A 25,779-nucleotide genomic window follows, 5' to 3' on the forward strand; every position below is an offset into this window, starting at 1 on the left:
CGTGCGCGGCTACCCGCGTGTCAGGACGGGTACTGTCCGCGCTTGACCTGCGGTTTCGGCAGGCGCAGGGGCCGCAGCTGCAGCGCGCGCATGGCGGCGTACCAGCGCACGCGCTCGACCTTGTCGGCGCCGAACTTCGCGGCGAGCTTCTTGTTGAGGATGAAGCCGAGCACGACGACGTCGATGACCGCGACCAGGAAGAACGCCCAGAGCGCGAGAATGCCGATGGACTGCACCTCGGGGCTCGGCACGAAGGTCAGCAGGATCACGGCGAACATGACCGGGATGAGCACCTCGCCGATGCTGAATCGGGCGTCGACGTAATCGCGCACGTACTTCTTCTGCGGGCCGCGGTCGCGAGCGGGCAGGTAGCGTTCGTCGCCCACCGCCATGCCGATGCGCGCGCGCTCGCGCGACTCGGCAGCCTTGGCGCGCGCCTGCTTCGCCGCCTCTTTGCGATCGTTCGGCACGAGCGGTCGCTTGCGCGCGGCCTCTTGCTGGGCCCGGCTCGGCGTGGGCGCACCCTTGCCGGCCTTCAGGCGAGCCTGCGTCTCGTCGAGCGTCTCTGCGCTCGGCTGATCGGTGTTGTTCGGGTTCTTGGCCACGGGATTCCTCGAATCGGTTCCCCTTAAGATTACCGGCATGACCGAGTCTCTTCCCGCCGCCGGCGGAACTTCCGACCCATCCGCCACGAGCAATGCCCTGCGCGCCGCCGTCGAGGCCGCCTTCCCCGCCACGATCGCCGACCTCACGCGGCTCGTGAAGATCCCCTCGGTGTCGTGGGCGGCGTTCGACGACATCCACGTCGAGGCGAGCGCCGAGGCCGTCGCCGAACTCGTGCGCGGGCTCGGCGTGTTCGACCTCGTCGAGATCCGTCGCGCCCCGATCGGCGACGGCGAGGGCGAAGGGTCGGATGTCGCGATCGGCAAACCTGCGGTCGTTGCCCGCCGTGCCGCGCGCAACGGCCGGCCGACGGTGCTCCTCTACGCCCACCACGATGTGCAGCCGCCCGGAGAGGACGCCGACTGGGAGTCGGCGCCGTTCGAGCCGACCCTGCGCGGAGACCGCCTGTACGGGCGCGGCGCCGCCGACGACAAGGCGGGCGTGATGGCGCACATCGGCGCGATCCGCGCGTTCACCGAGGTGCTCGGCACCGACTTCGACCTCGGCATCGCGCTCTTCATCGAGGGAGAAGAGGAGTCGGGGTCGCTCTCGTTCGCCAACTTCCTGCACGAGAACCGCGAGCTGCTCGAGGCCGACGCGATCGTCGTCGCCGACTCCGGCAACTGGGACACCGAGACGCCGGCGCTGACCGTCGCGCTCCGCGGAGCGGTGGCCTTCCGCATGCGGGTGTCGACGCTCTCGCACGCCTCGCACTCCGGCATGTTCGGGGGAGCGGTGCCCGACGCCATGCTCGCGGCCATCCGGCTGCTCGCGACGCTCCACGACGCCGACGGCTCCGTGGCGGTGGCCGGACTGACCTCGGCCGGCATCGAGACCCCGGCCTACGACGAGGCCCAGCTGCGTGCCGAGACCGGTCTGCTCGACGGCGTCTCGCCGATCGGCCGGGGTGAGATCCTCTCGCGCATCTGGGCGCAACCGGCGATCACGGTCACCGGCATCGACGCGCCCTCGGTCGCCAACGCCTCGAACACGCTCGTACCGAGCGTCGCGGTGCGGGTCAGCGCGCGCGTCGCACCCGGGCAGCGCGACGTCGACGCACTCGCGGCGATCCGATCCCACCTCGAGGCGAACGCGCCGTTCGGGGCGAAGCTCGAGTTCGATGCGGTCGAGCTCGGCAACCCGTTCCTCGTCGACACCTCCGGCTGGGCGGTCGCCGAGTCGAATGCGGCGATGGCCGAGGCCTGGGGCGAGGAGCCGGTCGAGATCGGCGTCGGCGGGTCCATCCCGTTCATCGCCGAACTCGTCGCGGAGTTCCCCACGGCCCAGATCCTCGTGACCGGCGTCGAAGACCCCGATTCGCGCGCGCACAGCCCGAACGAGTCGCTGCACCTCGGCGTATTCCAGAAGGCGCTGCTGAGCGAAGCGCTCTTCCTCGCTCGACTCGACGCGCGGAACGAATGAACCTGAGAGCGCGCCGGGCGCGGTTGCGACTTCTGCGGTTAGCATGGAAGGCGTAACGGCGTTTCCGACGCATCGAGGAGAGACATGAGCGACACGATCACCGAATCCACGCACGGCGTGAAGCTGAGCGACACTGCTGCCGGCAAGGTGCGCAGCCTCCTCGAGCAAGAAGGCCGCGATGACCTGCGCCTGCGCGTCGCCGTGCAGCCCGGCGGTTGCTCGGGCCTCATCTACCAGCTCTACTTCGACGAGCGTCTGCTCGACGGCGACGCCGTCGTCGACTACGAGGGCGTCGAGGTGGTCGTCGACAAGATGAGCGTGCCGTACCTCGACGGAGCGTCCATCGATTTCGAGGACACCATCCAGAAGCAGGGCTTCACGATCGACAATCCGCAGGCGGCAGGCAGCTGCGCGTGCGGTGATTCGTTCCACTGAACGATCCCGATCCACTCCGAAGGGAGGCCGCGTCCGCGGCCTCCCTTCGTCGTTTCCGCCGGTGGAACCTGAATTCCGGGCTGCGACTCGCCCGACACCGCCTCAGAGTGCACACCCCGGGGGTCGAGTCGGAGTAGGCTAGACAACGATCACCGCGCTTCACTGTGAAGCGCCTTCGAGTCTCCCGAAAGGTCACCGGTGCGCAACAACCGCCGACTCCGATGGGCTGCAATCCCGATCGCAGCGTCGCTCAGTCTTGTCCTCGCAGGGTGCACACAGGCCCAGCTGCACGGATTCCTCCCCGGGTTCGTCGAGGGCGAGCCACCGGTCACGAACCACACCGAGCGTGTCTCGGGCCTGTGGGTCACCTCGTGGATCGTGCTGCTGATCGTGGGTGTCATCACCTGGGGTCTCACGATCTGGGCCGTCATCGCCTACCGCCGCCGCAAGGGCCAGACGGGCCTGCCGGTGCAGCTGCGTTACAACATGCCGATCGAGATCCTGTACACGGTCATCCCGCTGATCCTGGTGCTCGGCTTCTTCGCCTTCACGGCACGCGACCAGGCCGCGATCGAGCAGCGCTTCGCCGAAGAGGACATCGACGTCAAGGTCGAGGTCATCGCCAAGCAGTGGGCATGGGACTTCAACTACGTCAATGAAGACGTGTACTCTCCCGGCATCCAGGGCCAGCCATCGGCAGAGGGGCCCGACGGCTCGCTCGTCGAGGCCGAGCTGCCCACCCTGTACCTGCCGGTCGGCGCCAACGTCGAGATCGAACTCGAGTCGCGAGATGTCATCCACTCGTTCTGGGTCGCCGACTTCCTCTACAAGAAAGACATGTTCCCGGGCAAGACCAACTACATGTCGCTCGTGCCCGAGCGCGAAGGCACCTATGCGGGCAAGTGCGCCGAGCTCTGCGGCGAATACCACTCGCTCATGCTCTTCAACGTCGAGGTCGTCTCTCAGGCCGAGTACGACGACTACATCCAGTCGCTGCGCGACGCCGGCCAGGAGGGCCAGCTGTCGAACGAGTACGACCGCAACCAGAACCTGCCCGGAACGGGCGCGCCCGAACTGAAAGAGGAGCACTAAGCCGCGATGAGCACCACGACCGCACCGGCTCGCCCCTCTGCGAGCACGTCTCCGTTCGGCTCTTCACAGGTCGAACACAAGGGCAACATCCTCGTCAAGTGGATCACGTCCACCGACCACAAGGTCATCGGGTACATGTACCTGATCACCTCGTTCATCTACTTCTGCATCGGCGGCGTCATGGCGCTGATCATCAGGGCGCAGCTCTTCGAGCCGGGCCTCGAGATCGTGCAGACGCGCGAGCAGTACAACCAGCTCTTCACGATGCACGGCACGATCATGCTGCTGATGTTCGCGACGCCGCTGTTCGCCGGATTCGCAAACGTGATCATGCCGCTGCAGATCGGCGCTCCCGACGTCGCCTTCCCGCGGCTGAACGCCTTCGCGTACTGGCTCTTCAACTTCGGTTCGCTCATCGCCGTCGCGGGCTTCTTCACCCCGCAGGGCGCCGCATCGTTCGGCTGGTTCGCCTATCAACCACTGGCATCCACGACATTCTCACCAGGAGTCGGCGGCAACCTCTGGATGCTCGGGTTGGGTCTGTCCGGTTTCGGCACGATCCTCGGTGCGGTGAACTTCATCACGACGATCATCACGATGCGTGCACCCGGCATGACCATGTTCCGCATGCCGATCTTCACGTGGAACACGCTCGTCACGTCGATCCTCGTGCTGATGGCGTTCCCGGTGCTCGCCGCTGCGATCCTGGCCGCCGCCGCCGACCGAGTCTTCGGCGCCCACATCTTCGATCCCGCCAATGGCGGTGTCATCCTGTGGCAGCACCTCTTCTGGTTCTTCGGCCACCCAGAGGTGTACATCATCGCGCTGCCGTTCTTCGGCATCGTCTCCGAGATCTTCCCTGTGTTCAGCCGCAAGCCGATCTTCGGGTACAAGACGCTGATCTACGCGACGATCTCGATCGCCGCTCTCTCGGTCACGGTGTGGGCGCACCACATGTACGTCACCGGCTCGGTGCTGCTGCCGTTCTTCGCGCTCATGACGATGCTCATCGCAGTGCCCACCGGTGTGAAGATCTTCAACTGGATCGGCACCATGTGGCGCGGCTCGATCACCTTCGAGACCCCACTCATCTGGTCGCTCGGCTTCCTCGTCACCTTCGTGTTCGGTGGCCTCACCGGCGTGATCCTCGCGTCGCCCCCGCTCGACTTCCACGTCTCCGACACGTACTTCGTGGTGGCGCACTTCCACTACGTGGTGTTCGGCACCGTCGTCTTCGCGATGTTCGCCGGCTTCTATTTCTGGTGGCCGAAGTGGACCGGCAAGATGCTGAACGAGACGCTCGGCAAGTGGCACTTCTGGTTGCTCTTCATCGGCTTCCACACCACGTTCCTGATCCAGCACTGGCTCGGAGTCGTGGCGATGCCCCGCCGGTACTACTCGTACCTGCCCGAAGACAACATCACGTGGATGAACCAGTTGTCGACCTTCGGCGCCGGCATCCTCGCGGTCTCGATGATCCCGTTCTTCCTGAACGTCTACATCACCGCGCGTCGCGCACCGAAGGTGACCGTGAACGACCCGTGGGGCTACGGCGGATCGCTCGAGTGGGCGACGAGCTGCCCGCCGCCGCGACACAACTTCACGTCGATCCCGCGTATCCGTTCGGAGCGCCCCGCGTTCGATCTCAACCACCCCGAGGCCGGTATTCCGGTCGGCATCGGTCCGGCGAAAGACGCACCGCAGTCGCCCACGTATGACGCCGCTTCGGAGGAGATCAAGTAATGCGCGCCAATGCCAACATGTTCTGGATCCTCACGGTCTTCCTCGGGATCGTCGCGGCCGTGTACTGCGTGTGGTCCTTGGCCGACAACCAGGCGCACGGCATGAACCACCCCGAGTGGGCGGGTACCGTGGCGCTCGCCCTGACAGCGGTGCTGAGCGCGTTCATCGCGTTCTACCTCGGTCGTGTGCACAAGGCTCAGGGCGCGGAGCTGCCTGAAGACCGCCTCGACGCCAACATCGACGACGGCGACCCCGAGCTCGGCTTCTTCAGCCCGTGGAGCTGGTGGCCGATCATGCTCGCCGGCGCGGCAGCGTTGCTGGTGCTCGGTCTGGCCGTCGGCTTCTGGATCTCGTACATCGCGGTGGTCGTCGGGATCGTGGCGCTCGTCGGCTGGGTCTACGAGTACTACCGCGGACACTTCGCGCGCTGACCCAGGTCGGCCCGTGAACGGGTCCCGTGCATCGCGCACGGGGCCCGTTTCGTGCGCCCGGGGAAGGATGCGCGGATGGAGCGATGACCCGCGACAGAGGAGCGGGCTCGGAAGGAGTTGGGCTACGAGGGAACTTGGCCAGGGCGGGCCCGAGGTCAGCGCGCGAGGACGGCGCTACGGCGTGCGAACGAAGGTGATGACGTCGATCGACACGGTGACGACGAGCGCCGCTGCCTGGTCGGCGTTGGCGTCGGCGGTGCGGTGATGCGCGGCCGGACCCATGTCGACCAAGAGCTCGCGCGTCTCGGCATCGGTGACGAGAGGGTACTCAACCCGGGTCGATCGCAGTGCGGAGAAGCCGTGTGCGCTCAGCTGAGCCGTGACAGACTCGGCCTTGCCCTCGGGGATGTCGAGGGCGGCTCCCATGCGGCGGAGCTCGATGAAGTGCGAACCGGTGGGCACGACCACGAGTAGCCGGCCGCCGGCGCGAACGATGCGCGCGAACTCGGGCGGATTGCGGGGGGCGAAGACGTTGATCGCCACATCAGCGCTCGCGTCGCGGAGGGGGAGAGGACGCCACAGGTCGAGCACGACGCCCGTCGAGCCGGGCACGGATCGCATGGCCAGGCGCACAGCCGTCGACGAGCGGTCTGCGAGCAGTACCGAGCCGACATCGGCTCTCGCCGCCACACCGCGAGCGTAGTACCCAGTGCCGCAGCCGAGATCCGCGACTCTCAGGGGCGCCGAGTGAACGCCGATCGACGCTCTCAGCGCATCGACGATCGGCGCGTACGCGCCCGACTCGAGCAGCCTGGAGCGCGCATCGAGCATCTGCCGGTCATCGCCGACGGTGCGAGGCGCTCGAGGGGGGAGCAGCGTGACGGCACCGTGTCTGGCCAGATCGAACCGGTGGCCGAGTTCGCAGCCGAGCACACGATCGGAGATCGCGTCGAGGTCGTGAAAGCAGTTCGGGCACCGCAACCACGTCGAATCGATCGACATGGTGCGGTGCCCGGTACCGTCTGACGGGATCGTCAGTGGTGGGTGTCGTGGCCGGACTCGAGCTCGCCCCTCGAGACCGGCGCGATGCGGTCTTCGAAGAACCAACGCGAGACTGCGGCGCGCACGTGCTGGCCCATCGTGATCTTGCCACGCGCGTTCGGGCGGATCATGAGCGGCTCGTAGGTTTCGAAGCTGACGAGCCTCCACCGGTCGTACTCGTCGAGAGGCTGGTGCACCTCGATGAACTCGCCGCCGGGCAGCTTCACGATGCGACCGGACTCGTAGCCGTGCAGCACGATCTCGCGGTCCTTCTTCTGCAGCGCGAGGCAGACGCGCTTCGCGATGAAGTAGGCGATGAACGGGCCGATGATGACGACCGCCTGGAGTGCGTGGATGACGCCCTCCATTGTGAGCGAGAAGTGCGTCGCCAGGATGTCGGAGCTCGCAGCGGCCCAGAGGCCCGCGTAGAACGTGACACCGGCGGCACCGATCGCCGTGCGGGTCGGAGCGTTGCGAGGGCGGTCGGCGATGTGGTGCTCGCGCTTGTCGCCCTTGACCCAGGCCTCGATGAACGGGTAGATCAGCACGGTGACGATGAAGATGCCGATCACGATCAACGGCACGAGGATGTTGAACGACCACGTGCGGTCAAGCCAGACGAACTCCCAGCCCGGCGGGATCAGTCGCAGGGCGCCGTCGGCGAATCCGATGTACCAGTCGGGCTGGGTGCCGGCGGACACGGGGGAGGGGTCGTACGGACCGTAGTTCCAGATCGGGTTGATTGTGAAGAGCGCCGCGATGACGGCGATCACGCCCCAGACGATGAACATGAAGCCGCCGGCCTTCGCGGCGTAGATCGGCAGGATGGGCGGGCCGACGGAGTTCGTGGGCTCGCGACCGGGGCCGGCGAACTGGGTGTGCTTGTGGATGAACACGTACACGACGTGAACCCCGATGAGCGCCACGACGAGTGCCGGCAGCAGCAGGATGTGCAGGGTGTACAGGCGGCCGACGATGGCAGTGCCGGGGAACTCGCCGCCGAAGAGCAGGAACGAGGTCCACGTGCCGATCAGCGGGATGCCCTTGACCATGCCGTCGATGATGCGGAGGCCGTTGCCCGAGAGCAGGTCGTCGGGGAGCGAGTAGCCCGTGAAGCCCTCGGCCATCGCGAGGATGAACAGCACGAACCCGAACACCCAGTTGATCTCGCGCGGCTTGCGGAACGCACCGGTGAAGAACACCCGGAGCATGTGCAGCCCGATGGCCGCCACGAACAACAGCGCCGCCCAGTGGTGCATCTGGCGCACGAACAGGCCGCCGCGGATGTCGAACGAGATGTCGAGGGTCGACGCCATCGCGACGGACATCTCGACGCCCTTGAGCGGCACGTACGACCCGTCGTAGTGCACCTCGACCATGGACGCCTGGAAGAAGAACGTCAGGAAGGTGCCTGAGACGAGCACGACGATGAAGCTGAAGAGCGCGACCTCGCCGAGGAGGAACGACCAGTGGTCGGGGAATGCCTTGCGACCGAGCCCCTTGATCGCGACGGCGATGCCGGTGCGGTCATTGATGTATTCGGAAGCCGATGCGGTGATCGAGCGCTTGACGGGCGCGGGTGATTGAGTCGGTGCGGTGGTCAATTGCGCTCCCAGAAGCTCGGGCCGACGGGTTCGGTGAAGTCGTGCTGCGCGACGAGATAGCCCTCGTCGTCAACCTCGATCGCAAGCTGTGGCAGCGGACGCGCTGCCGGGCCGAAGATGACCTCGCAGTTGTTGGCGACGTCGAACTGCGACTGGTGGCACGGGCACAGCAGGTGGTGCGTGTGCTGCTCGTACAGGGCGACGGGGCACCCGACGTGCGTGCAGATCTTGGAGTAGGCGACGATGCCCTCATACGACCAGTTCTCTTTGCCCGGTGCCGGGTTGAGATCGCCCGGCTCGAGGCGCATGAGCAGCACCGCGGCCTTGGCCTTCTCTTCGAGCTTGCCGTGCTCGAGGTCTTGCAGGCCCTCGGGGATGACGTGGAACGCGCTGCCGATCGTAACGTCGGCGGCCTTGATCGGCACGCCGGAGGGGTCGAGCGCGAGGCGGGTGCCCTTCTTCCACATCGTGTGGCTGAGCAACTCGACCGGAATCTGGTCTTGCGGCGCGAGGCCGCGGAACAGCACGACGGCCGGCAGCGGGAAGACCAGCAGTGCGCCGATCAGGCTGTTGCGGATGACGGTGCGGCGGGAGAACCCCGACTCCTCGTCCGCCTGGCGGAAGACCTCTACGGCGCCCTGCTGGGTGGCCTGGCTCGCACCGATGGGGTGGCGGATGTCGATGGACTCGCTCGAGGTCATCAGGGACTTGCCCCAGTGCACCGCGCCGAACCCGATACCGAGCAGCGCGAGGGTCGCTCCGAGCCCGATGAACATGTTGTTGAGGCGGACGGCGCCGACGTCGTTCGACTCGATCGGGAAGAGCATGTAGGCGGCGATCGCCCACACGCTGCCGAGGATCGACAGGTAGAAGAGCGTGTAGACGGTGCGCTGGGCCCGCTTCTCGCGCTTCGGGTTTTCGTCGGTGACACGAGGGCGGTGCGGCTCGAACCCAGGATTCTCGAATCCGTCGTGTGGGATGACCGCTGTGCCGGAATCTCCGGCGAAATCGTGCGCGGCGTGCGACGAGTCGGCAGCGACGAGCTCCGCGCCGCTGTGGTCGTCCTGTGCCATGGTTCTCCTTCTTCAGCTACTTCTGTGCCGGGCGAGCGCTAGTTGGACTTCGCCGTGATCCACACGGTGATCGCGACGATCGCGCCGAGACCGAAGATCCAGATGAACAGACCCTCTGCGACCGGCCCGATGGAGCCGAGTTCGATGCCGCCGGGCGAGCGGTTGTCTTGCAGGTACTTGAGGTACGTGATGACATCGCGCTTGTCTTCGGGCGAGATGTTCAGGTCGTTGAAGACCGGCATGTTCTGCGGGCCGGTGACCATGGCCTCGTAGATGTGCACGCCCGAGACATCGGTCAGCGGGGGAGCGAACTTGCCCTCGGTGAGCGCACCGCCGGCACCCGCCACGTTGTGGCACATCGCGCAGTTGATGCGGAAGAGCTCTGCGCCGTTGGCCGCGTCGCCGCCACCGTTGACGACGTGGTCGCTGGGGATGTCGGGGCCCGGGCCGAGCGAGGCGACGTAGTACGCCAGCTGCTTGACCTGCTCGTCGGTGAACTGCACGGGCTTCTGCTGCGCCTGCGGGCCCTGCATCTGCATCGGCATGCGGCCGGTGCCGACCTGGAAGTCGACGGCCGCCGCACCGACGCCGATGAGGCTCGGGCCCTCGGTGGTGCCCTGGGCGGAGAGCCCGTGGCAGGTCGCGCAGTTGGCGGCGAAGAGCTTCTTGCCCTCTTCGATCGTCTGCTGCGAGCTCGGGTCCACCTCGGCCTGTGCGATGGTGCCGCTGCTCAGCGCGGCGTACGCGCCGCCGGTGAAGACGAGGCCGAGCGCGAGGAGCGCGACGGTGGCGAGCGGGTGCCGGCGTCCGGTGCGTCGCTTCTGGCGAGTCATGGGTATCTTCCTGTTCACGGGCATGCTGTGATGACGCTCCTGATGCGACTTACTTGAGGACGTAGATGACGAAGAACAGTCCGATCCAGACGACGTCGACGAAGTGCCAGTAGTACGAGATCGAGATCGCGCTGGTCGCCTCGCGGTGGCCGAAGTTCTTGACGGCGAACACGCGTCCGATGACGAAGAGGAAGGCGATCAGGCCACCGGTCACGTGCAGGGCGTGGAAGCCCGTCGTGAGGTAGAAGGCCGAACCGTAGGCGTTGGAGTCGATCGCGATGCCCTCAGAGACGAGGGTCGCGTACTCCCAGACCTGGCCCGCGACGAAGACGCTGCCCATGGCGTAGGTGAGGAAGAACCACTCCACCACGCCCCACTGGGTCGGCTTCCATCCCGTGGCGTACGGCTGCAGCCGCTCGGCCGCGAAGACGCCGAACTGGCACGTGACCGACGACAGCACGAGGATCAGCGTGTTCACCGCCGCGAACGGAACGTTCAGCCGACCGGCCTCGAAGTTCCAGAGCTCGGGCGATGTCGATCGCAGCGTGAAGTAGATCGCGAAGAGGCCCGCGAAGAACATGACCTCGCTGCCCAGCCAGACGATCGTTCCAACAGCTACGGTGTTGGGTCGTTTGATCAGGGGCGCGCTCGCCTGATAAGTGATTGAGGTGCTCGTCACCCTCCCATTATGGCTGAAACGAGCGCTGAGTTTTCGTCATCCGGAGGAGTCGTGTCGTTCCCGTCGAGTAAGGCAAGCCTAAGTTCCGCTGTGCGAAGGCCGCGAATTCGCCGTGAATCCCGCCGCTAGGATCGACCCATGCCCGCAGCACAGAACTGGCCAGACATGTTGAATTCCCTCCTCGAGGGTGCCGATCTGAGTGTTTCGGATGCCGCGTGGTGCATGGAACAGGTCATGACGGGTGCGATCAGCGAGGCACAGCTGGCCGGATTCCTCATCGCGCTCCGCGTCAAGGGGGAGACCGTCGACGAGATCGTGGGCTTCCGCGACGCGATCCTCGAACACGCGGTGGCGTTGCCCGTCGACCCGATGGCGCTCGACATCGTGGGCACCGGCGGCGACCGGTTCGGCACGGTCAACGTGTCGACGATGGCATCGATCGTCGCCGCGGCTTCCGGCGTGCCGGTCATCAAGCACGGCAACCGCGCGGCGAGCTCGTCCTCGGGTTCGTCGGACGTGCTGGCCGCCCTCGGCCTCGATCTCGAGCTGCCTGCCGAGCGCGTCGCGAGCGTGCTCGGCGAGGCGGGCATCACCTTCGCCTATGCCGCGGCGTTCCATCCAGGGTTCCGTCACGCGGGGCGCGTGCGCGCCGAGCTCGGCGTACCGACGGTCTTCAACTTCCTCGGCCCGCTCGTGAACCCCGCCCGCCCCGAGGCCTCCGCCGTCGGTGTCGCGCAGCTCGACCGGGTGCCGCTCATCGTCGGCGTCTTCCAGACCCGGGGTGCGACCGCGTTGGTCTTCCGCGGCGACGACGGCCTCGACGAGCTCACGACGACCGGTCACAGCCACGTGTGGGAGGTTTCGCTCGGCACCGTGAAGGAGCATGACCTCGACCCGCGCGACCTCGGCATCGCCCGCGCGACGATCGACCAGCTCGCCGGCGGCGGCGCCGAGCACAATGCGGGCATCGTGCACGAGGTGCTCGGCGGAGCCCGCGGCCCGGTACGCGACATCGTCGTGCTGAACGCGGCCGCCGGTCTCGTCTCGTTCGAGCTGGCGAAGGATCCGAGCCAGTTCCAGCGAGCGATCCTCGAACGGTTCACCGAGAAGATCGCCATCGCAGAAGCGTCCATCGACAGCGGCGCCGCCGCCCGCAAGCTCGACGAGTGGATCGCGGCAACGCGGTCGTGAGCGGGCGCGGCCGGTTCGATCCAAGCGGCTCGCCCGACCAGGCGCCAGGCAGATCAGGCACGGGACGCCGCGACGGAACCGAGTCCGATTCCGCCGCGGCATCCGGTCGCTTCGATCACCTCACGTCGTCGTCGACCCAGTCGAAGGTCTTCGTGACCGCCTTCTTCCACAGTCTGATCTGACGGTCGCGCTCGGCCGGATCCATCGACGGGGTCCAGCGCGAGTCCTCCTGCCAGTTGGCGCGCAGCTCGTCGAGGCTCGACCAGAAGCCGACCGCGAGGCCCGCCGCGTACGCCGCGCCGAGCGCGGTCGTCTCGGCGACGACGGGCCGCACGACCGGCACGCCGAGGATGTCGGCTTGGAACTGCATGAGCGTGTTGTTGGCGATCATGCCGCCGTCGACCTTGAGTTCGGTGAGGTCGACTCCCGAGTCTGCGTTCACGGCGTCCAGCACCTCGCGCGTCTGGAAGGCCGTCGCCTCGAGGGCGGCGCGCGCGATGTGGCCCTTGTTCACGAACCTCGTGAGGCCGACGAGTGCACCGCGGGCGTCGGGCCGCCAGTACGGCGCGAACAGGCCCGAGAACGCCGGCACGAAGTACGCGCCGCCGTTGTCGTCGACGGTCTTGGCGAGCGCCTCGACCTCGGGTGCGCTCGAGAAGAGGCCCAGGTTGTCGCGGAGCCACTGGATCAGCGACCCGGTGACCGCGATCGAACCCTCGAGCGCGTAGTGCGGTGCATCGTCGCCGAGCTTGTAGCCGAGCGTGGTGAGCAGCCCGTTCTTGGAGTGGACGATCTCCTCACCGGTGTTGAAGATCAGGAAGTTGCCGGTGCCGTAGGTGTTCTTCGATTCGCCGGCATCGAACGCCGCCTGGCCGAAAGTCGCGGCCTGCTGATCGCCGAGGATGCCGGCGACCGGCACCTCGCGGAGGAGGCTCGAGCCGTGCACGGTGCCGTAGATCTCGGAGGAGGACTTGATCTCGGGGAGCATCGATTTCGGCACGCCGAACGCAGCGAGGATCTCGTCGTCCCACGCGAGGGTCTCGAGGTCCATGAACATCGTGCGCGACGCGTTCGTCACGTCGGTCGCGTGCACGCCGCCATCGACGCCGCCCGTCAGGTTCCACAGCACCCAGCTGTCGGTCGTGCCGAACAGCAGGTCGCCGGCCTCGGCCTTCTCGCGTGCGCCGGGCACGTTCTCGAGGATCCACACGATCTTCGTGCCCGAGAAGTAGGTCGCCAGCGGCAGGCCCACCTGCTGCTTGAACCGCTCGACGCCGCCGTCGGCCGCGAGCCGGTCGACGATCGGCTGCGTGCGGGTGTCTTGCCACACGATCGCGTTGTACACGGGCCGGCCGGTGGTCTTGTCCCAGACCACCGCGGTCTCGCGCTGGTTCGTGATGCCCACCGCGGCGATCTCGTGCCGGGTCAGGCTCGCCTTCGAGAGGGCCTGACCGATCACCTCGCGCGTGTTGTCCCAGATCTGGGTGGCGTTGTGCTCGACCCAGCCCGCTTGGGGGAAGATCTGCTCGTGCTCGAGCTGGCCGGTCGAGACGATCGATCCGGCCTTGTCGAAGATGATCGCGCGCGACGAGGTCGTGCCCTGGTCGATCGCGAGGATGTAGTCGGCCATTCGTTTTCTCTCAATCTGCTCTGCCGGTCGAACCGGCGATGGTCGGCGGTGTCAGCGGTGTCAGCCGCGGTCGGCCGATGAGTCGGGGCCGGCCCGACGGACCGGCCCCCGACGAATCAGGTGATGATGGGCAGGAGCGGGATCGCGAGCCATCCTGCGAGCAGGCCGCCGACGATCGGGCCGAATACCGGCACCCACGAGTACGACCAGTCGCTGCCGCCCTTGCCGTGGATCGGCAGGATGGCGTGTGCGATGCGCGGGCCGAGGTCACGGGCCGGGTTGATCGCATACCCGGTCGGGCCACCGAGCGAGACGCCGATGCCGATCACGAGCAGTGCCACGGGCAGGGCGCCGAGAGCAGCGAGGCCGCCGTCGCCCTGGCGGCCGCCGCCGAAGCCGATCACGACGAAGACCAGCACGAAGGTGCCGATGACCTCGGTCACGAAGTTCCAGCCGTAGTTGCGGATGCCGGGGCCCGTCGAGAAGACGCCGAGCTTCGACGCCGCCTGCGGCTCCGCGTCGAAGTGCTGCTTGTATGCGAGCCAGACGAAGACCGCACCGATGATCGCTCCGATGAGCTGGGCGCCGATGTAGGCGCTCACCGAAAGTGCATCGACCGGCACCGTGAGGCCGAGGTTCGCGTTGCCGAACTCCGTGGCGCCGTTGGCCACGAGACCGAGGGTGACGGCCGGGTTGATGTGCGCGCCAGAGGCGTACGCGACGATGACACCGGCGAAGACCGCGAGGCCCCAGCCGATCGTCACCATGAGGAACCCGCCGTTGAAGCCCTTCGTCTTGGCGAGGGCGACGTTCGCCACCACACCGCAGCCGAGGAGCACGAGCATCGCGGTACCGACGAGCTCGCTGAGGAACAGCACTCCGAGATTGTCCACGTTGACCATCCATCCTTTTCGCTAGCCCGGTGGGCGTCGCCCAGGGGCGGAACACTGCCAACGATACTCAGACCGACCGTGGCGGGGAATGGGGCGGGTGAGATTCGGCTCGACCCCTTACGGTTGAGCGCGCGTCGGGCGTAGGTTGGCGGGGGAGTGCTGCGTCGGCGTCGATGCACGGCTGCACGGCGTCCGGCAGCTGAGGGGAAGGGATGTCGTGAAGAAGATCATCAATGATCCGAAGCGGGTCGTCGACGAATCGGTCGCCGGGTTCGGGATGGCCCACGCCGATCTCGTGCGCGTCGAGTTCGAGCCGATCCACGTCGTGCGCGCCGATGCGCCGATCGCCGGCAAGGTCGGCATCGTGAGCGGGGGCGGCAGCGGACACGAACCGCTGCACGCCGGCTATGTGGGGTTCGGCATGCTCGACGCCGCCGTGCCCGGCGCGGTGTTCACCTCGCCCACGCCCGACCCGATCCTCGCCGCAACGAAGGCGGTCGACGGCGGCGCCGGTGTGCTGCACATCGTGAAGAACTACACGGGCGATGTGCTGAACTTCGAGACCGCCGCCGACCTGGCCGCGGCCGACGGCATCGACGTGCGCGCCGTTATCACCGACGACGATGTCGCCGTCAAGGACTCGCTCTACACCGCGGGTCGGCGCGGCGTCGCAGGCACCGTGCTCGTCGAGAAGATCGCCGGCGCCGCGGCCCAGCGCGGCGACTCGCTCGACGAGGTGGCAACGGTCGCCGAACGCGTCAACGCCAACGCCCGCTCGATGGGCCTCGCCCTGACGCCGTGCATCGTGCCGCACGCGGGCGAGCCGAGCTTCACCCTCGCCGAAGACGAGATCGAGATCGGCATCGGCATCCACGGCGAGCCGGGCCGCGAGCGCATCAAGCTCGAACCCGCCGACCGCCTCGTCGACCGCCTGCTCGAGCCGATCCTCGAGGATCTGCCGTACGAGCGCGGCGAACGCACCCTGCTGTTCGTCAACGGCATGGGCGGCACGCCGCAGATCGAGCTGTATCTCGCGTATCGTCGGGCAGCGGAAGTGCTCGAAGAGCGCGGCATCCTGATCGCCCGCTCGCTCGTCGGCAACTTCATCACGGCGCTCGAGATGCAGGGCATGTCGATCACCTTGCTGAAGCTCGACGACGAGATGATCGAATTGTGGGACGCTCCGGTGCAGACGGCTGCACTGCGGTGGGGACGATAGAGAACGATCGAAGGGGGAATCTCGGTGGGATTGGACATCACCTGGGCAGTGGACTGGGTCAGACGGAGCGCACAGGTCATCTCCGAGCACCGCGTCGAGCTGATCACGCTCGATCGCGAGATCGGCGACGGCGACCATGGCGAGAACATGGATCGGGGCTTCCAGGCTGTGCTGCCGAAGCTCGACGACCTCGCCGCGGGCTCGACTCCCGGTGATGTGCTGAAGCTCGTCGCGACGACGCTGATCTCGACGGTCGGCGGCGCGGCCGGCCCGCTCTACGGCACCGCCTACCTGAAGGCGGCCGCGGCGGCCGGCAGCGCCGTGTCGCTCGACGGGCCCGCGATCGCGGCGATTCTCACGGCTGCGCGCGACGGCGTCGTCATGCGCGGCAAGGCCGAGTCGGGCGACAAGACGATGGTCGATGCGTTGACGCCCGCCGTCGAAGCGGCGGATGCCGCGGCGGCGGCGGGTACCGACGCGGCCGGCGTGTTCGCCGCCGCTGCCGACGCGGCCGAGGCCGGAGCCGTCGCCACCGAGCCGCTCGTCGCCCGCAAGGGCCGCGCGAGCTACCTCGGCGAGCGTTCGGCCGGGCATCGCGATCCCGGCGCCGAATCGAGCGCTCTCCTCATCCGAGCGGCGGCCGACGCAGCGGCGGCCTCAGCGGGGGCCTGAGATGGGCACGCCCGGCAAGGTCGGCGTCGTCTTCGTCTCGCACTCGGCGGGCATCGCCGACGGCCTCGTGCAGCTCGCCCGGCAGATGGCGCCGACGGCGACGCTCTTCGCCGCCGGCGGCACCGACGACGGCCGCATCGGCACGAGTTTCGACCTCGTGTCGGCCGGCATCGCGGCGGCCGACTCCGGGGCGGGCGTCGTCGTGCTGTGCGATCTCGGGTCCGCGATCCTCACGGCCGAGACCGCCCTCGACTTCCTCGACGACGAGGTGCGCGATCGCGTGCGCATCGTCGATGCGCCGCTCGTCGAAGGCGGGGTCGCTGCCGCGGTCGCCGCGGAATCGGGCGACACCCTCGACCTCGTCGTGGCGGCCGCCGAGTCGGCCCGCTGGGCGGGCGACGGGGGAGGGGTCGCGGCCGGTGCGGTGCCCGGCATGGACGGTACGGCGGGCGCGGGGCCGACGAACACGGTGTCGACGGATGCCGCGCGGCACGCGTCGCCCGCGACATCCGGCTATGCCCGAAGCATCCGTCTCGTGAATTCAGACGGTCTGCATGCGCGACCGGCCGCCGAGCTGGTCAGACTCGCGAGTACGTTCCCGCAGAAGGTGACCGTCAACGGAACCGACGCCAAGAGCCTGCTCGGCATCATGTCGCTCGGCCTCACGAAGGGCGCCGAGGTCGAGATCGCGAGCGGCGACCTCAGCGGTCGCGAGGCGGTCGACGCCTTGGCGGCACTTGCGGAGTCGGGTTTCGGCGAGGCCTGACGACCGGCGCGATCGGCGTGATCGGCGCGATCTGGCCCGACGGTGCTGCCGTCGGGTTCGATCGCGCCGCGGATCAGTTGCCGCCGGCGACCCGGATGTCGGCACCCGAGGTGTACGAGGCATCCGCTGAGAAGAGGTAGGCGACCGCGCCCGCGATCTCGTGCGGCTCGCCTGCCCGGCGCATCGGAATGTTCGGCGCCCGCTCTGCTGGCGCGTTGGGGCGACCCGCCGCAGCGTGGATCTCGGTATGCGTCGTGCCGGGGGAGACCGTGTTGACTCGCACGCCGACAGGGCCGAACTCCTTCGCCGCACCAGTCGTGAGCGCGTTGAGCGCCGCCTTGCTCATGGCGTAGGGGATGTACGTGTTCGGGGCACCGCTGCGGGCCGCGCCCGAGGAGATGTTGACGATGCTGCCGCCCGCCCCGCCGCGATCGGTCGCCATGTGCGCGATCGCGGCGCGCGTGAGCACGATGGGCGCGAGCACGTTCACTCGGAACAGCTCTTCGCTCTCGTCGAGCGTCGCATCGAGGAACCCGCCGATGCGCCCTGTGATGCCGGCGTTGTTGACGAGGCCCGAGACCCGGCCGAACTCGGCGATCGCCGTGGGAACCACGGTGGCCGCAGCCGTGAGATCGGCGAGGTCGATCTGGAGCAACAGCACCCGGGCGCCGGATGCCGCGCATCGCCGTGCGACCGCATCGGCCTCGTCGCGTCGCTCACGGTATGTGAGCACGAGATCATGGCCGTCTGCGGCGAGGCGTTCGGCGATCGCAGCACCGATTCCCCGGCTCGCACCCGTGATGATCGTGACCTGGCGTGTGGCTGCGGCATCCGTCATGCCCTCAGCCTATTCCGGTCGCCCGGCCGTCAGTCAGGAGAGTGCCGGGCGTTCGGCGCGCGCGGGAGTGCTGGCGCCGAAGCGTGAACGGGGCGTACGATCAGGCGCATGATGGCACGTGACGAAGCGAGCCGAGAAGACGGCAACGCATTCACCCACTTCTTCGAACGGGTCGAACGGGCGTTGGAGCCCGCGTTCGGCAACCCCCCGAACCCGACGAACGAGGCGCCGCTCGAGCCGACCGACGGCAAGGCGTGCCCGATCTGCGGACACCCGATGTTCGAGCACTTCATCGATCATTCGACGCCCAACACCGTGCTGGTCTGCCCGACCGACGAGCGGCTGCCCGAGCACGAGGTCACGGGGCCGTACAACGAACTCGGCATGCCGGCAACGGGCCGGCGGCTCGAGAAGTACACCGAGCGTCACGCGAACGACTGAGGCAGGCCTCTGCCGATGCAATTCGCTCTGGACTTCCTCGCGTGGAGCGCAGTCATCGGGATCGTGCTGTGCATTCCTCTCGCCATTCGTGCGGTGCGCACTGAGCTGCTGCATCACGACGACCCGCGATTCGTGCCCACTTCTCTGCTCGCACGCGGGGTTCGCTGGCAGCAGCGGCGCGCTCGACAGGACGTGAATGCCGTCGTCGACGGCGCCGACGAGTAGCCTGCCGGCGAGGTAGTCGACGCGGACAAGTTGTCGGGGGTGCGGAATAGGCTCGACTCGTGGCCACTCTCGACGACGTGCGCCGGGTCGCAGCCGCGTTGCCCGGCAGTGGAGAGCGCGCCACGACGGGCGGTGCCGCGTGGTTCGTTCGCAACAAGTTGTTCGCGTGGGAGTGTCATCCGTGGCCGAGCATTCCGGCAGACATGCGCGAGATCATCGCGAGCGAACTCGTCGTCGGGGTGAAAGTCGCCGATCCGCTCGATGCCCTCGCCTTGATCCAGATGGCGCCAGACGTATTCCTGCGCACGACGACCGCCTGGGGCGAGCCGAAGATCGCGTTCCGCATGGCCGGTCTCGACCTGGCTCATCTCGCCGAACTCGTGACCGATGCCTGGCGGGTGCAGGCGCCGAAGTACCTCGTGCGCTCGCACGATGAGTCGTAGGGTTCCTATCGTGGGCGCGTGTTGCCGACGACTCATCTGGACGTGACTCGACCGAGGCAGGGGAGTGGACCCGTTGATCAGTAAGCGCAACGCTAGCCGGTTGAACGACGCGCCTACTCGTGCACTCGAGCTCCAAGTGTGCGTCCGGACCAACTCGTGCACCTGGTCTACTAGCATTCGGGGATGACGAATCCAGCTCCGATCGACGACGTCCAGATCGGTGGCGAGGTCATTCGCCTCGGGCAATTTCTGAAGTTCGCTGGGCTCCTCGACTCCGGTGGAGACGTGAAAGAGGCAATCATCGACGGCGAGGTGGCTGTGAACGGCGAGATCGATCGCCGTCGAGGGCGCCAGCTGCAGCTCGGTGACATCGTCAGTTTCGATGGACGCAGGGTGCGCGTGTGCCCGTGAGGCTACCGATGCGGCGGATCTAGGATCGCCAGCACCTCGCTCCGAGTGCCTGGTCGTGCCAGGTGGAGGACTGGCTTGTGACGCATCGGCGGGCTGGATGCCGCGCTGATCACGCGCCCAGGCCTGGAGCACGGAGCGATCCGTGGACCACGGAGCGGCCTCCTCGGCCCGCCAGTCGGACATAATGTGCATTATCGGCGCACACGCGCTCGGGCCGTCCGGATGCATCCTGCGACCGGCGACGCCATGTTCAACGAGAGCCAATTCGCGTTGGTTCTGTCGTAGCGAACTCACGAGAACGACTCGCGACGCCTGCAAGCGGCAGGGCGCGTCAGCCGATTCAGGTTGACGAACTGATCAGGTCTGCTCCGCAAGTTCCGGTACGCAACCACTGGACAGCCCGCATAGATTATGTCCGTTGGCGTAACCCACAGATCACTGCTGGATGAAGAAGGTGCTCCAGAGGAGCAACCACGCGCCGCTGGCCAGGAGTCACACCTGACCCACGCGAAGGATCGAATGACTGACCGTTGGCGAGACTGACTGGACGTGGCTGTCGAGGACCCAACCGATCACGGCAATCACGGCAGACACAGCCGTGAGGATCAGCGGCGTCGTCAATGATGCATCGATCCGCGGGATCGGCGACAAGCCGAACCCTGTGAACAGCAGTGTCCTTCCGAACAGAATCACCCCCGCCACCACGATTCCGGCCGTTACCCAACGGCTCACGGTGCGTCGTCGCGCCGAACCGACGAGCGCGAGCAGGATGAGCCCGGCAGCGACGACGACGAGCAGAATCAGCACGCTCTGCACTGCGACAGACTCACGCGTCTCCGGAGCGCACACGCTCGGGTACACCGCCGAACAGATCTCGCCGACAGGTGCGATCAGTGCGAGCGCATAGATCGAGGCGGCACCGGTCGCGACCGGTGGCCACCAGGCTCGAGTTCGTGTGGCCCGCGGAAGGCTACTGGCCACTGATGTATCCATGTCGGCAGTCTGCCCTGCTCGTCACGCACTGCGAAAGCTGCCCGCGGCATCGTTCTGGAACCGATATCACCCGTTCGACGCCAGAGTCCACTCCTTGGCTCCACCACGAACCCGCGAGCGGTCACACGCCCTGATCACGAGCGAGCCGCGCACGAGACAGAAGCACCAGAAGCCGACAGGATGGTCGACATGCACTCCCCCACACGACCCTGGTTCACGCATCCTGAAGCCCGAGCATGGCGAAACGAGCCGATCAGCGACGACGTGCTCGCATTCCATCGCTCGATTCCCGCCTACACCGAGACGCCGCTGGTCGAGGATCCCGCTCTTGCAGAAGAACTGGGTGTCGGACGCGTCTTCGTCAAGGACGAGTCGTCACGAATGGAGCTGCCGGCCTTCAAGATCCTCGGTGCCTCCTACGCTGTCTCCCGTGCGTTGTCGTCGAGGTACGGCTCCCCCGACGTCGCACTGAGCCTTCCCGAGCTCGCCGATCGGGCGACGCGCGATCCGTCGCTCGGGCTGACCGCCGCCACCGACGGCAATCATGGCCGTGCCGTGGCCCATGTAGCCAGGCTGCTGGGTGTTCGGGCCACCGTCTTCTATCCGGCAGGGTTGACGGATGCCGCGAAACAGGCGATCGCCGATGAGGGCGCGACCACCGTCGAACTCGACCTGCCGTACGACGACGTGGTGGCCGAGATGGCTCGCGTCGCTGCCGCGAAGGGGGCTGACGAGATCGTCATCCAAGACACGGCTTGGCCCGGCTACGTCGACGTGCCGCAGTGGATCGTCGACGGCTACTCCACGCTGTTCCGCGAGGTCGACCACCAGCTCGCAGCCGCCGGTGTCGGCTCCGACGGCCCCGACCTGGTCGCCGTTCCGGTAGGAGTCGGCTCCTTCGCGCAGGCTGCGGTTCGGCATTACCGGTCGGATGTCGCGGCTCCCGTCGTCCTCTCCGTCGAGTCGGAGAACGCGCCGGCGATCATCGAGTCGCTCCGCAACGGCGCACCGACCACCGTCGCGACCCGCCACACGATCATGTCCGGGCTGAACTGCGGCACCCCGTCGAGTCTCGCGTGGCCGTACCTGGCCCGCGGCGTCGATGCGGCCACGACGGTGACCGAGCTCGAGGCGACGATCGCCGTTCACGATCTCGAACGGCACGGGATCGACGCCGGCCCGTGCGGCGCCGCGACACTCGCCGGCGTTCGCATCGCCCTGTCGACGCCGGAGCGGCGTGACGAGCTCGGACTCGACGAGGCATCTGTGCTCGTGCTGTTCAGCACCGAGGGCCGGGCCGCCAATCCGCTCCCCGCAGAAGCCGGCGACGCAGAAGGCGGCGACGCACCGTGAGCGCGCTGCAACGTGGCGAGGTCACCGAACTCCTCGATGCACTGCTGCGGATCGACTCCTCGAATCCCGACCTCGTGCCGGGGGCCGCCGGCGAGTCGCGCATCGCCGAGTACACCGTGCATTGGCTGAGCTCGCGCGGCTTCGATGTCCGCCTGCTCGAGGCCCGTAGCGGCCGCCCCTCCGTCGTCGCCATCGCGACGGGCAGCGGCGGCGGGAGCAGCATCATGCTCAACGGACACCTCGATACGGTGTCGCTGGCGAGCTACGACGGCGACGGGCTCGCACCGGTGCACCGCGACGGCAAGATCTTCGCGCGCGGCGCGTACGACATGAAGTCGGGCGTCGCGGCCATCATGGTCGCCGCGGCTGCGGCAGCAGCCCGCCCGCATCGGGGCGACATCATCGTCACCCTGGTCGCTGACGAGGAGTACGGCAGCGCGGGCACGGAAGAGGTCTTGCGAACCGTCTCGGCAGACGGCGCGATCGTCGTCGAGCCGAGCGGGCTCGACCTCGTGGTCGCGCACCGGGGCTTCGCCTGGTTCGAGGTCGACGTGCACGGCGTGGCAGCCCACGGCTCGCGCCCCGACCTCGGCGTCGACGCGATCGTCAAGGCGGGGCGGTTCCTCGTCGAGCTCGGGAAGCTCGACGAGGCGCTCGCGATCGGCCCGCGACATCCACTGCTCGGCACCGGCAATGTGCACGCGTCCCTCATCTCCGGCGGCGACGAATTCTCCAGCTATCCCGCGCGCTGCACGATCTCGCTCGAGCGCCGAACCGTCCCCGGCGAAGACGAGGCGACCACGGAGCGAGAGGTGCGGGGCATCCTCGACGAGCTCGCACGCACCGACGACGCCTTCCGCTACGAGCTCCGCACCGGGCTGCACCGCAGACCCTTCGCCGTCGATCAGGATGCCCCGATCGTGCGGATCGTCGCGGAGCAGATCGAAGTGGTGACGGGCGAGCCGGCCACCACTCGGGGCGAGCCGTTCTGGACCGACTGCGCACTGATCGCCGATGCCAGCATCCCGGCGGTGCTGTTCGGCGTCGACGGTGGCGGCGCGCACGCCGCAGAGGAGTGGGTCGACGTCGCCTCGCTGCACACCGTGACCCGCGTTCTCGAGCGGAGCATCGGCGAGCTCTGCCGATGACCCCGGCTCCTCCTCTTGTTGCCCGTTGTTGCGCGAACGTAGATCAGCGCCTGGCGCGCGGCGAGGTCATCATCGAGACCAAGATGTGGGTCAGCGTCCGCGCTGGCTGTTCGGGTGGGCCGTTCCCGAAGACTGAGCGCCTCCCTGAGGCCGCTCCCGTACGCTGTATTCGACCGACGGATGCCTCGGAGCTGACGCGCTCCGAGGCATCCGCCCTGCCGTGAACACGAGAGGCCACTCCCCCCGTGGCGATGAAGAACCATACGAAGATCCAACTCGCCGTGATCGGAGGGCTGGGGCGAGCAGCAGGAGTCGAAGGCCGACGTGTTCCGCACGTACGCCGCCGACTTCGGGCTCGACATGGATGCCTACGACGCAGCCGTCGCCGACCCCGCGACCGAAGCCCGCGTGCAGTTCGACTTCGACGCCGCCGTGGCGCTCGGAGCCGAGGGAACACCGACCATCTTCATCGACGACGAACTCATTCCGCTGACGTCGCCCGACGACATCCGCGCCGCGCTCGACCGGGCGATCGCGGCGTCGAAGTAGCAGCCGCGGCGCGTCTCAGCTCGCCGCAGCTCTTCTCAGCTCGCCTCCTGGATTCGGATCAGGTTGCCGCCCGGGTCGCGCACCGCGAAGTCGCGCACACCGTAGCCGAGGTCGAGCGGCTCTTGAACGACCTCGACGCCGGCCGCCTGCAAGCGGCCGAACACGGCATCGAGGTCGTGTGTCGCGAGCAGGATCCCCGCATACGTGCCCTTCGCCATCATCTCGACGATGAGGTCGCGCTCCGCGTCGGTGACGCCGGGGTCGGCCGCCGGGGGCTCCAAGACGATCGAGATGCCGGGCTGCTCGGCCGGGCCGACGGTGATCCAGCGCATCCCCTCGTATTCGACGTCGGTGTGCACGTCGAATCCCAGCACGTCGCGGTAGAAGGCGACGGATGCCTCGGCGTCGGTGTACGGCAGGAAACTCGAGTGGATCGTGATGCCCATGGCGCCACGCTAGTAGTCGCGGTCACGCGCCGCTTCTCTGTTCCTGCGCGATTCAGAGGATCGGATCGACGATGGACCGCTCCCCGGGGATGCCCGTTTCGACGACGATCGCTCGTGTCGAACCGCGTCGCCACTCCCTGAAGTGCCGGAACGTCAGCGGGAGCCCCTCGGCGACGGTTGGATCGGCGTGATCCATGACCTGCAGATGCACATGGGGTTCGGTCGAGTTGCCCGAGTTGCCGCACTCGGCGATCACCTGCCCCGTCGTCACCGAGTCGCCGACCGCCACGCTGATCGAGCCGAGCCTCACGTGCGCGAGCGACACGAACGCGCGTCCGCCTGAACGCGCGATCGTCACCGAGTTGCCCGCGATCGCATGAATCCCCTGCCGAAGCCGGGCGGCCTGCCCGAACACATACGGCACGAGCGCGAGCTGCGAACGCCGGCCCTCGTGATCGGGCTCGCCGTCGTGCACATCGACGACGACGCCGTCGACCGGGGCGAGCAGGGGCCGCCCGAAGCCGCGGAACCGCTCGACCGGCTCGGTCGCCAGGATCGTGCGCCAGTCCCGTCGCTCCGACGAGCGTCGCCGCAGGTCGACCGCGACGAAGTCGATCGCGTATCGCTCGCCGAAGAGATCGACCCCGTGGCTCGGCACTCGACGGGCGGGGCTGTTCTGCGCCATCCACAGCCCCGCGAACGGAAGGGCGAGCGCGGTCGCGGTGGGCGTTGCGTCGCTCGGGGCCGGTTCGGTCACCCCCCGATACTCGCAGACGATGCACACGTCACCCCGCGACATCCGGCGACTCGCTGATTCACATCCAACACTCAGGCGACGTGCGGTCGTAGCCTGACCGTGCGCGGCACCCGCCGCCGGAAGGGACTCATCATGTCAACGTCGCAACCCACCGGGGTCTTCGCGTCATTCTCGCTCGACGCTTCGTCGCTCACGAAGTCGGCGATCAACACCATCCGTGCGACGCTCGGCATCAGCGGTGCGGTCGCGCTGATCTTCGGCCTGCTGATCACGTTCTGGCCGAAGAACTCGGCCGTGGTCATCACGGTGCTGTTCGGCATCTACTTCCTGATCGCCGGCATCGCCTACCTCGGCCTCGGCATCTTCTCGAAGGGCATCTCGGGCGGCGCCAGGGCACTCGACATCATCCTCGGGGTGCTGTTCATCATCGGCGGCATCATCGTACTCGCCAACCCGAGCGAGTCCGCCGTCTTCCTCGGCATCTTCCTCGGTATCCTCGTCGGCATCCTCTGGATCGTCGAGGGGGTCGTGGCGCTCGCACAGTCGAGTGACGCGGGTTCGAGGGGCTGGGCGATCTTCTTCGGCATCCTGAGCATCGTCGCGGGCATCATCCTGTTGTTCTCGCCGCTCTGGGGCGCCGTCGTGCTCTTCATCATCGCGGGCATCAGCCTGATCGTGCTCGGCATCGTGCAGATCGTGCGTGCGTTCACCTTCGGCCGCGGCGTCACGCCCGCCGCGGAGTAGCCCGAACCGACGACGAAGCCCGCCGAAGCGATTCGCTTCGGCGG

29 protein-coding genes are annotated in these 25,779 nt (G+C 67.6%); 17 read left to right on the forward strand and 12 right to left on the reverse strand.

All coding sequences use genetic code 11. From position 1 onward, the window contains the following. Positions 1–20 precede the first annotated feature (20 nt). Entirely contained in the window at positions 21–605 is a 585-nt protein-coding gene (locus tag ACWGST_RS12110; protein ID WP_452046916.1) for a DUF3043 domain-containing protein, read from the reverse strand. A 37-nt stretch (positions 606–642) separates the two neighbouring features. On the opposite strand from ACWGST_RS12110, the gene ACWGST_RS12115 reads away from it, so the two are divergent. From ACWGST_RS12115 to ACWGST_RS12135, 5 genes are all read left to right on the forward strand, one after another. Next, positions 643–2,085, forward strand: a complete 1,443-nt coding sequence (locus ACWGST_RS12115) for a M20/M25/M40 family metallo-hydrolase (RefSeq protein WP_452046917.1) — start codon at positions 643–645, stop codon at positions 2,083–2,085. A gap of 84 nt (positions 2,086–2,169) precedes the next feature. Further along, the gene (erpA, locus tag ACWGST_RS12120) at positions 2,170–2,520 is read left to right on the forward strand and encodes an iron-sulfur cluster insertion protein ErpA (RefSeq protein WP_452046918.1); all 351 of its coding nucleotides are present in this window, start codon (positions 2,170–2,172) and stop codon (positions 2,518–2,520) included. 198 nt (positions 2,521–2,718) lie between these two features. Further along, positions 2,719–3,612, forward strand: coding sequence for an aa3-type cytochrome oxidase subunit II (ctaC, locus tag ACWGST_RS12125; RefSeq protein ID WP_452046919.1), 894 nt, complete (start codon positions 2,719–2,721; stop codon positions 3,610–3,612). A gap of 6 nt (positions 3,613–3,618) precedes the next feature. After that, entirely contained in the window at positions 3,619–5,355 is a 1,737-nt protein-coding gene (gene ctaD, locus ACWGST_RS12130; protein WP_452046920.1) for an aa3-type cytochrome oxidase subunit I, read from the forward strand. Next, complete coding sequence (locus ACWGST_RS12135; RefSeq protein WP_452046921.1) at positions 5,355–5,786, forward strand: cytochrome c oxidase subunit 4; 432 nt, start codon at positions 5,355–5,357, stop codon at positions 5,784–5,786. The genes ctaD and ACWGST_RS12135 overlap by 1 nt, the downstream gene beginning before the upstream one ends. A gap of 174 nt (positions 5,787–5,960) precedes the next feature. Here the strand turns inward: ACWGST_RS12135 and ACWGST_RS12140 are convergent, their stop codons facing one another. The 5 genes from ACWGST_RS12140 to ctaE are packed head-to-tail and all read right to left on the reverse strand — an operon-like array spanning position 5,961 to position 11,016. Beyond that, positions 5,961–6,788 carry a methyltransferase domain-containing protein gene (locus ACWGST_RS12140; RefSeq protein ID WP_452046922.1) on the reverse strand — a complete coding sequence of 276 codons (828 nt, stop codon included), beginning with the start codon at positions 6,786–6,788 and terminating at the stop codon, positions 5,961–5,963. Between the two features lie 32 nt (positions 6,789–6,820). Beyond that, entirely contained in the window at positions 6,821–8,431 is a 1,611-nt protein-coding gene (gene qcrB / locus ACWGST_RS12145) for a cytochrome bc1 complex cytochrome b subunit (RefSeq protein ID WP_452046923.1), read from the reverse strand. Next, positions 8,428–9,504, reverse strand: a complete 1,077-nt coding sequence (gene qcrA / locus ACWGST_RS12150) for a cytochrome bc1 complex Rieske iron-sulfur subunit (protein ID WP_452046924.1) — start codon at positions 9,502–9,504, stop codon at positions 8,428–8,430. Before qcrA ends, qcrB begins: the two co-directional genes overlap by 4 nt. Positions 9,505–9,542: 38 nt before the next feature. Beyond that, positions 9,543–10,337, reverse strand: coding sequence for a cytochrome bc1 complex diheme cytochrome c subunit (gene qcrC, locus ACWGST_RS12155; protein WP_452046925.1), 795 nt, complete (start codon positions 10,335–10,337; stop codon positions 9,543–9,545). 49 nt (positions 10,338–10,386) lie between these two features. Beyond that, positions 10,387–11,016: an aa3-type cytochrome oxidase subunit III gene (gene ctaE / locus ACWGST_RS12160; protein WP_452046926.1), complete on the reverse strand. Its 630-nt coding sequence runs from the start codon at positions 11,014–11,016 to the stop codon at positions 10,387–10,389. A 138-nt stretch (positions 11,017–11,154) separates the two neighbouring features. On the opposite strand from ctaE, the gene trpD reads away from it, so the two are divergent. Next, positions 11,155–12,207: an anthranilate phosphoribosyltransferase gene (trpD, locus tag ACWGST_RS12165; protein WP_452046927.1), complete on the forward strand. Its 1,053-nt coding sequence runs from the start codon at positions 11,155–11,157 to the stop codon at positions 12,205–12,207. A gap of 115 nt (positions 12,208–12,322) precedes the next feature. Here trpD and glpK read toward each other — a convergent pair whose 3' ends face one another. Together glpK and ACWGST_RS12175 are read right to left on the reverse strand one after the other, a co-directional pair. After that, a complete protein-coding gene (glpK, locus tag ACWGST_RS12170) occupies positions 12,323–13,837 on the reverse strand; it encodes a glycerol kinase GlpK (protein WP_452046928.1) in 1,515 nt (504 codons plus the stop codon). Between the two features lie 116 nt (positions 13,838–13,953). Next, positions 13,954–14,739 carry an MIP/aquaporin family protein gene (locus ACWGST_RS12175; RefSeq protein WP_452046929.1) on the reverse strand — a complete coding sequence of 262 codons (786 nt, stop codon included), beginning with the start codon at positions 14,737–14,739 and terminating at the stop codon, positions 13,954–13,956. Positions 14,740–14,947: 208 nt separating this feature from the next. Between ACWGST_RS12175 and dhaK the strand changes: the two genes are divergently transcribed. From dhaK to dhaM, 3 genes are read left to right on the forward strand one after another with little or no spacing between them, the layout of a single operon-like run. Beyond that, on the forward strand, positions 14,948–15,949 hold the full coding sequence (dhaK, locus tag ACWGST_RS12180; protein WP_452046930.1) for a dihydroxyacetone kinase subunit DhaK: 1,002 nt from the start codon (positions 14,948–14,950) through the stop codon (positions 15,947–15,949). 24 nt (positions 15,950–15,973) lie between these two features. Then, on the forward strand, positions 15,974–16,621 hold the full coding sequence (gene dhaL, locus ACWGST_RS12185) for a dihydroxyacetone kinase subunit DhaL (RefSeq protein WP_452046931.1): 648 nt from the start codon (positions 15,974–15,976) through the stop codon (positions 16,619–16,621). Position 16,622: 1 nt separating this feature from the next. Beyond that, positions 16,623–17,387: a dihydroxyacetone kinase phosphoryl donor subunit DhaM gene (gene dhaM / locus ACWGST_RS12190; RefSeq protein WP_452046932.1), complete on the forward strand. Its 765-nt coding sequence runs from the start codon at positions 16,623–16,625 to the stop codon at positions 17,385–17,387. Positions 17,388–17,460: 73 nt separating this feature from the next. Here the strand turns inward: dhaM and ACWGST_RS12195 are convergent, their stop codons facing one another. After that, complete coding sequence (locus ACWGST_RS12195; RefSeq protein ID WP_452046933.1) at positions 17,461–18,225, reverse strand: SDR family NAD(P)-dependent oxidoreductase; 765 nt, start codon at positions 18,223–18,225, stop codon at positions 17,461–17,463. 108 nt (positions 18,226–18,333) lie between these two features. Between ACWGST_RS12195 and ACWGST_RS12200 the strand changes: the two genes are divergently transcribed. The 4 genes from ACWGST_RS12200 to ACWGST_RS12215 all read left to right on the forward strand — a co-directional run bounded on the left by ACWGST_RS12200 (position 18,334) and on the right by ACWGST_RS12215 (position 19,745). Next, complete coding sequence (locus tag ACWGST_RS12200; RefSeq protein ID WP_452046934.1) at positions 18,334–18,666, forward strand: hypothetical protein; 333 nt, start codon at positions 18,334–18,336, stop codon at positions 18,664–18,666. Between the two features lie 15 nt (positions 18,667–18,681). Further along, the gene (locus ACWGST_RS12205) at positions 18,682–18,891 is read left to right on the forward strand and encodes a hypothetical protein (RefSeq protein ID WP_452046935.1); all 210 of its coding nucleotides are present in this window, start codon (positions 18,682–18,684) and stop codon (positions 18,889–18,891) included. A 59-nt stretch (positions 18,892–18,950) separates the two neighbouring features. Next, a complete protein-coding gene (locus tag ACWGST_RS12210) occupies positions 18,951–19,334 on the forward strand; it encodes an MmcQ/YjbR family DNA-binding protein (protein ID WP_452046936.1) in 384 nt (127 codons plus the stop codon). A gap of 183 nt (positions 19,335–19,517) precedes the next feature. After that, positions 19,518–19,745 (forward strand): RNA-binding S4 domain-containing protein, encoded by a 228-nt coding sequence (locus ACWGST_RS12215; protein ID WP_452046937.1) that lies wholly within the window; start codon positions 19,518–19,520, stop codon positions 19,743–19,745. Positions 19,746–20,237: 492 nt separating this feature from the next. Here ACWGST_RS12215 and ACWGST_RS12220 read toward each other — a convergent pair whose 3' ends face one another. Continuing rightward, positions 20,238–20,738, reverse strand: a complete 501-nt coding sequence (locus tag ACWGST_RS12220) for a hypothetical protein (protein ID WP_452046938.1) — start codon at positions 20,736–20,738, stop codon at positions 20,238–20,240. Between the two features lie 189 nt (positions 20,739–20,927). On the opposite strand from ACWGST_RS12220, the gene ACWGST_RS12225 reads away from it, so the two are divergent. From ACWGST_RS12225 to ACWGST_RS12235, 3 genes are all read left to right on the forward strand, one after another. Then, positions 20,928–22,091: a diaminopropionate ammonia-lyase gene (locus tag ACWGST_RS12225; protein ID WP_452046939.1), complete on the forward strand. Its 1,164-nt coding sequence runs from the start codon at positions 20,928–20,930 to the stop codon at positions 22,089–22,091. Next, positions 22,088–23,239: a M20/M25/M40 family metallo-hydrolase gene (locus tag ACWGST_RS12230; RefSeq protein ID WP_452046940.1), complete on the forward strand. Its 1,152-nt coding sequence runs from the start codon at positions 22,088–22,090 to the stop codon at positions 23,237–23,239. Before ACWGST_RS12225 ends, ACWGST_RS12230 begins: the two co-directional genes overlap by 4 nt. Before the next feature lie 324 nt (positions 23,240–23,563). Further along, positions 23,564–23,788, forward strand: coding sequence for a DsbA family protein (locus ACWGST_RS12235; protein ID WP_452046941.1), 225 nt, complete (start codon positions 23,564–23,566; stop codon positions 23,786–23,788). A gap of 35 nt (positions 23,789–23,823) precedes the next feature. Here ACWGST_RS12235 and ACWGST_RS12240 read toward each other — a convergent pair whose 3' ends face one another. Further along, positions 23,824–24,234: a VOC family protein gene (locus ACWGST_RS12240; RefSeq protein WP_452046942.1), complete on the reverse strand. Its 411-nt coding sequence runs from the start codon at positions 24,232–24,234 to the stop codon at positions 23,824–23,826. Between the two features lie 52 nt (positions 24,235–24,286). Continuing rightward, a complete protein-coding gene (locus tag ACWGST_RS12245) occupies positions 24,287–24,991 on the reverse strand; it encodes a M23 family metallopeptidase (RefSeq protein ID WP_452046943.1) in 705 nt (234 codons plus the stop codon). A 132-nt stretch (positions 24,992–25,123) separates the two neighbouring features. Here ACWGST_RS12245 and ACWGST_RS12250 point away from each other — a divergent pair, with 132 nt between their 5' ends. Further along, positions 25,124–25,735 carry an HdeD family acid-resistance protein gene (locus ACWGST_RS12250; protein WP_452046944.1) on the forward strand — a complete coding sequence of 204 codons (612 nt, stop codon included), beginning with the start codon at positions 25,124–25,126 and terminating at the stop codon, positions 25,733–25,735. The last annotated feature ends 44 nt before the right edge of the window (positions 25,736–25,779 follow it).

Source organism: Agromyces sp. NPDC055520, assembly GCF_053619715.1.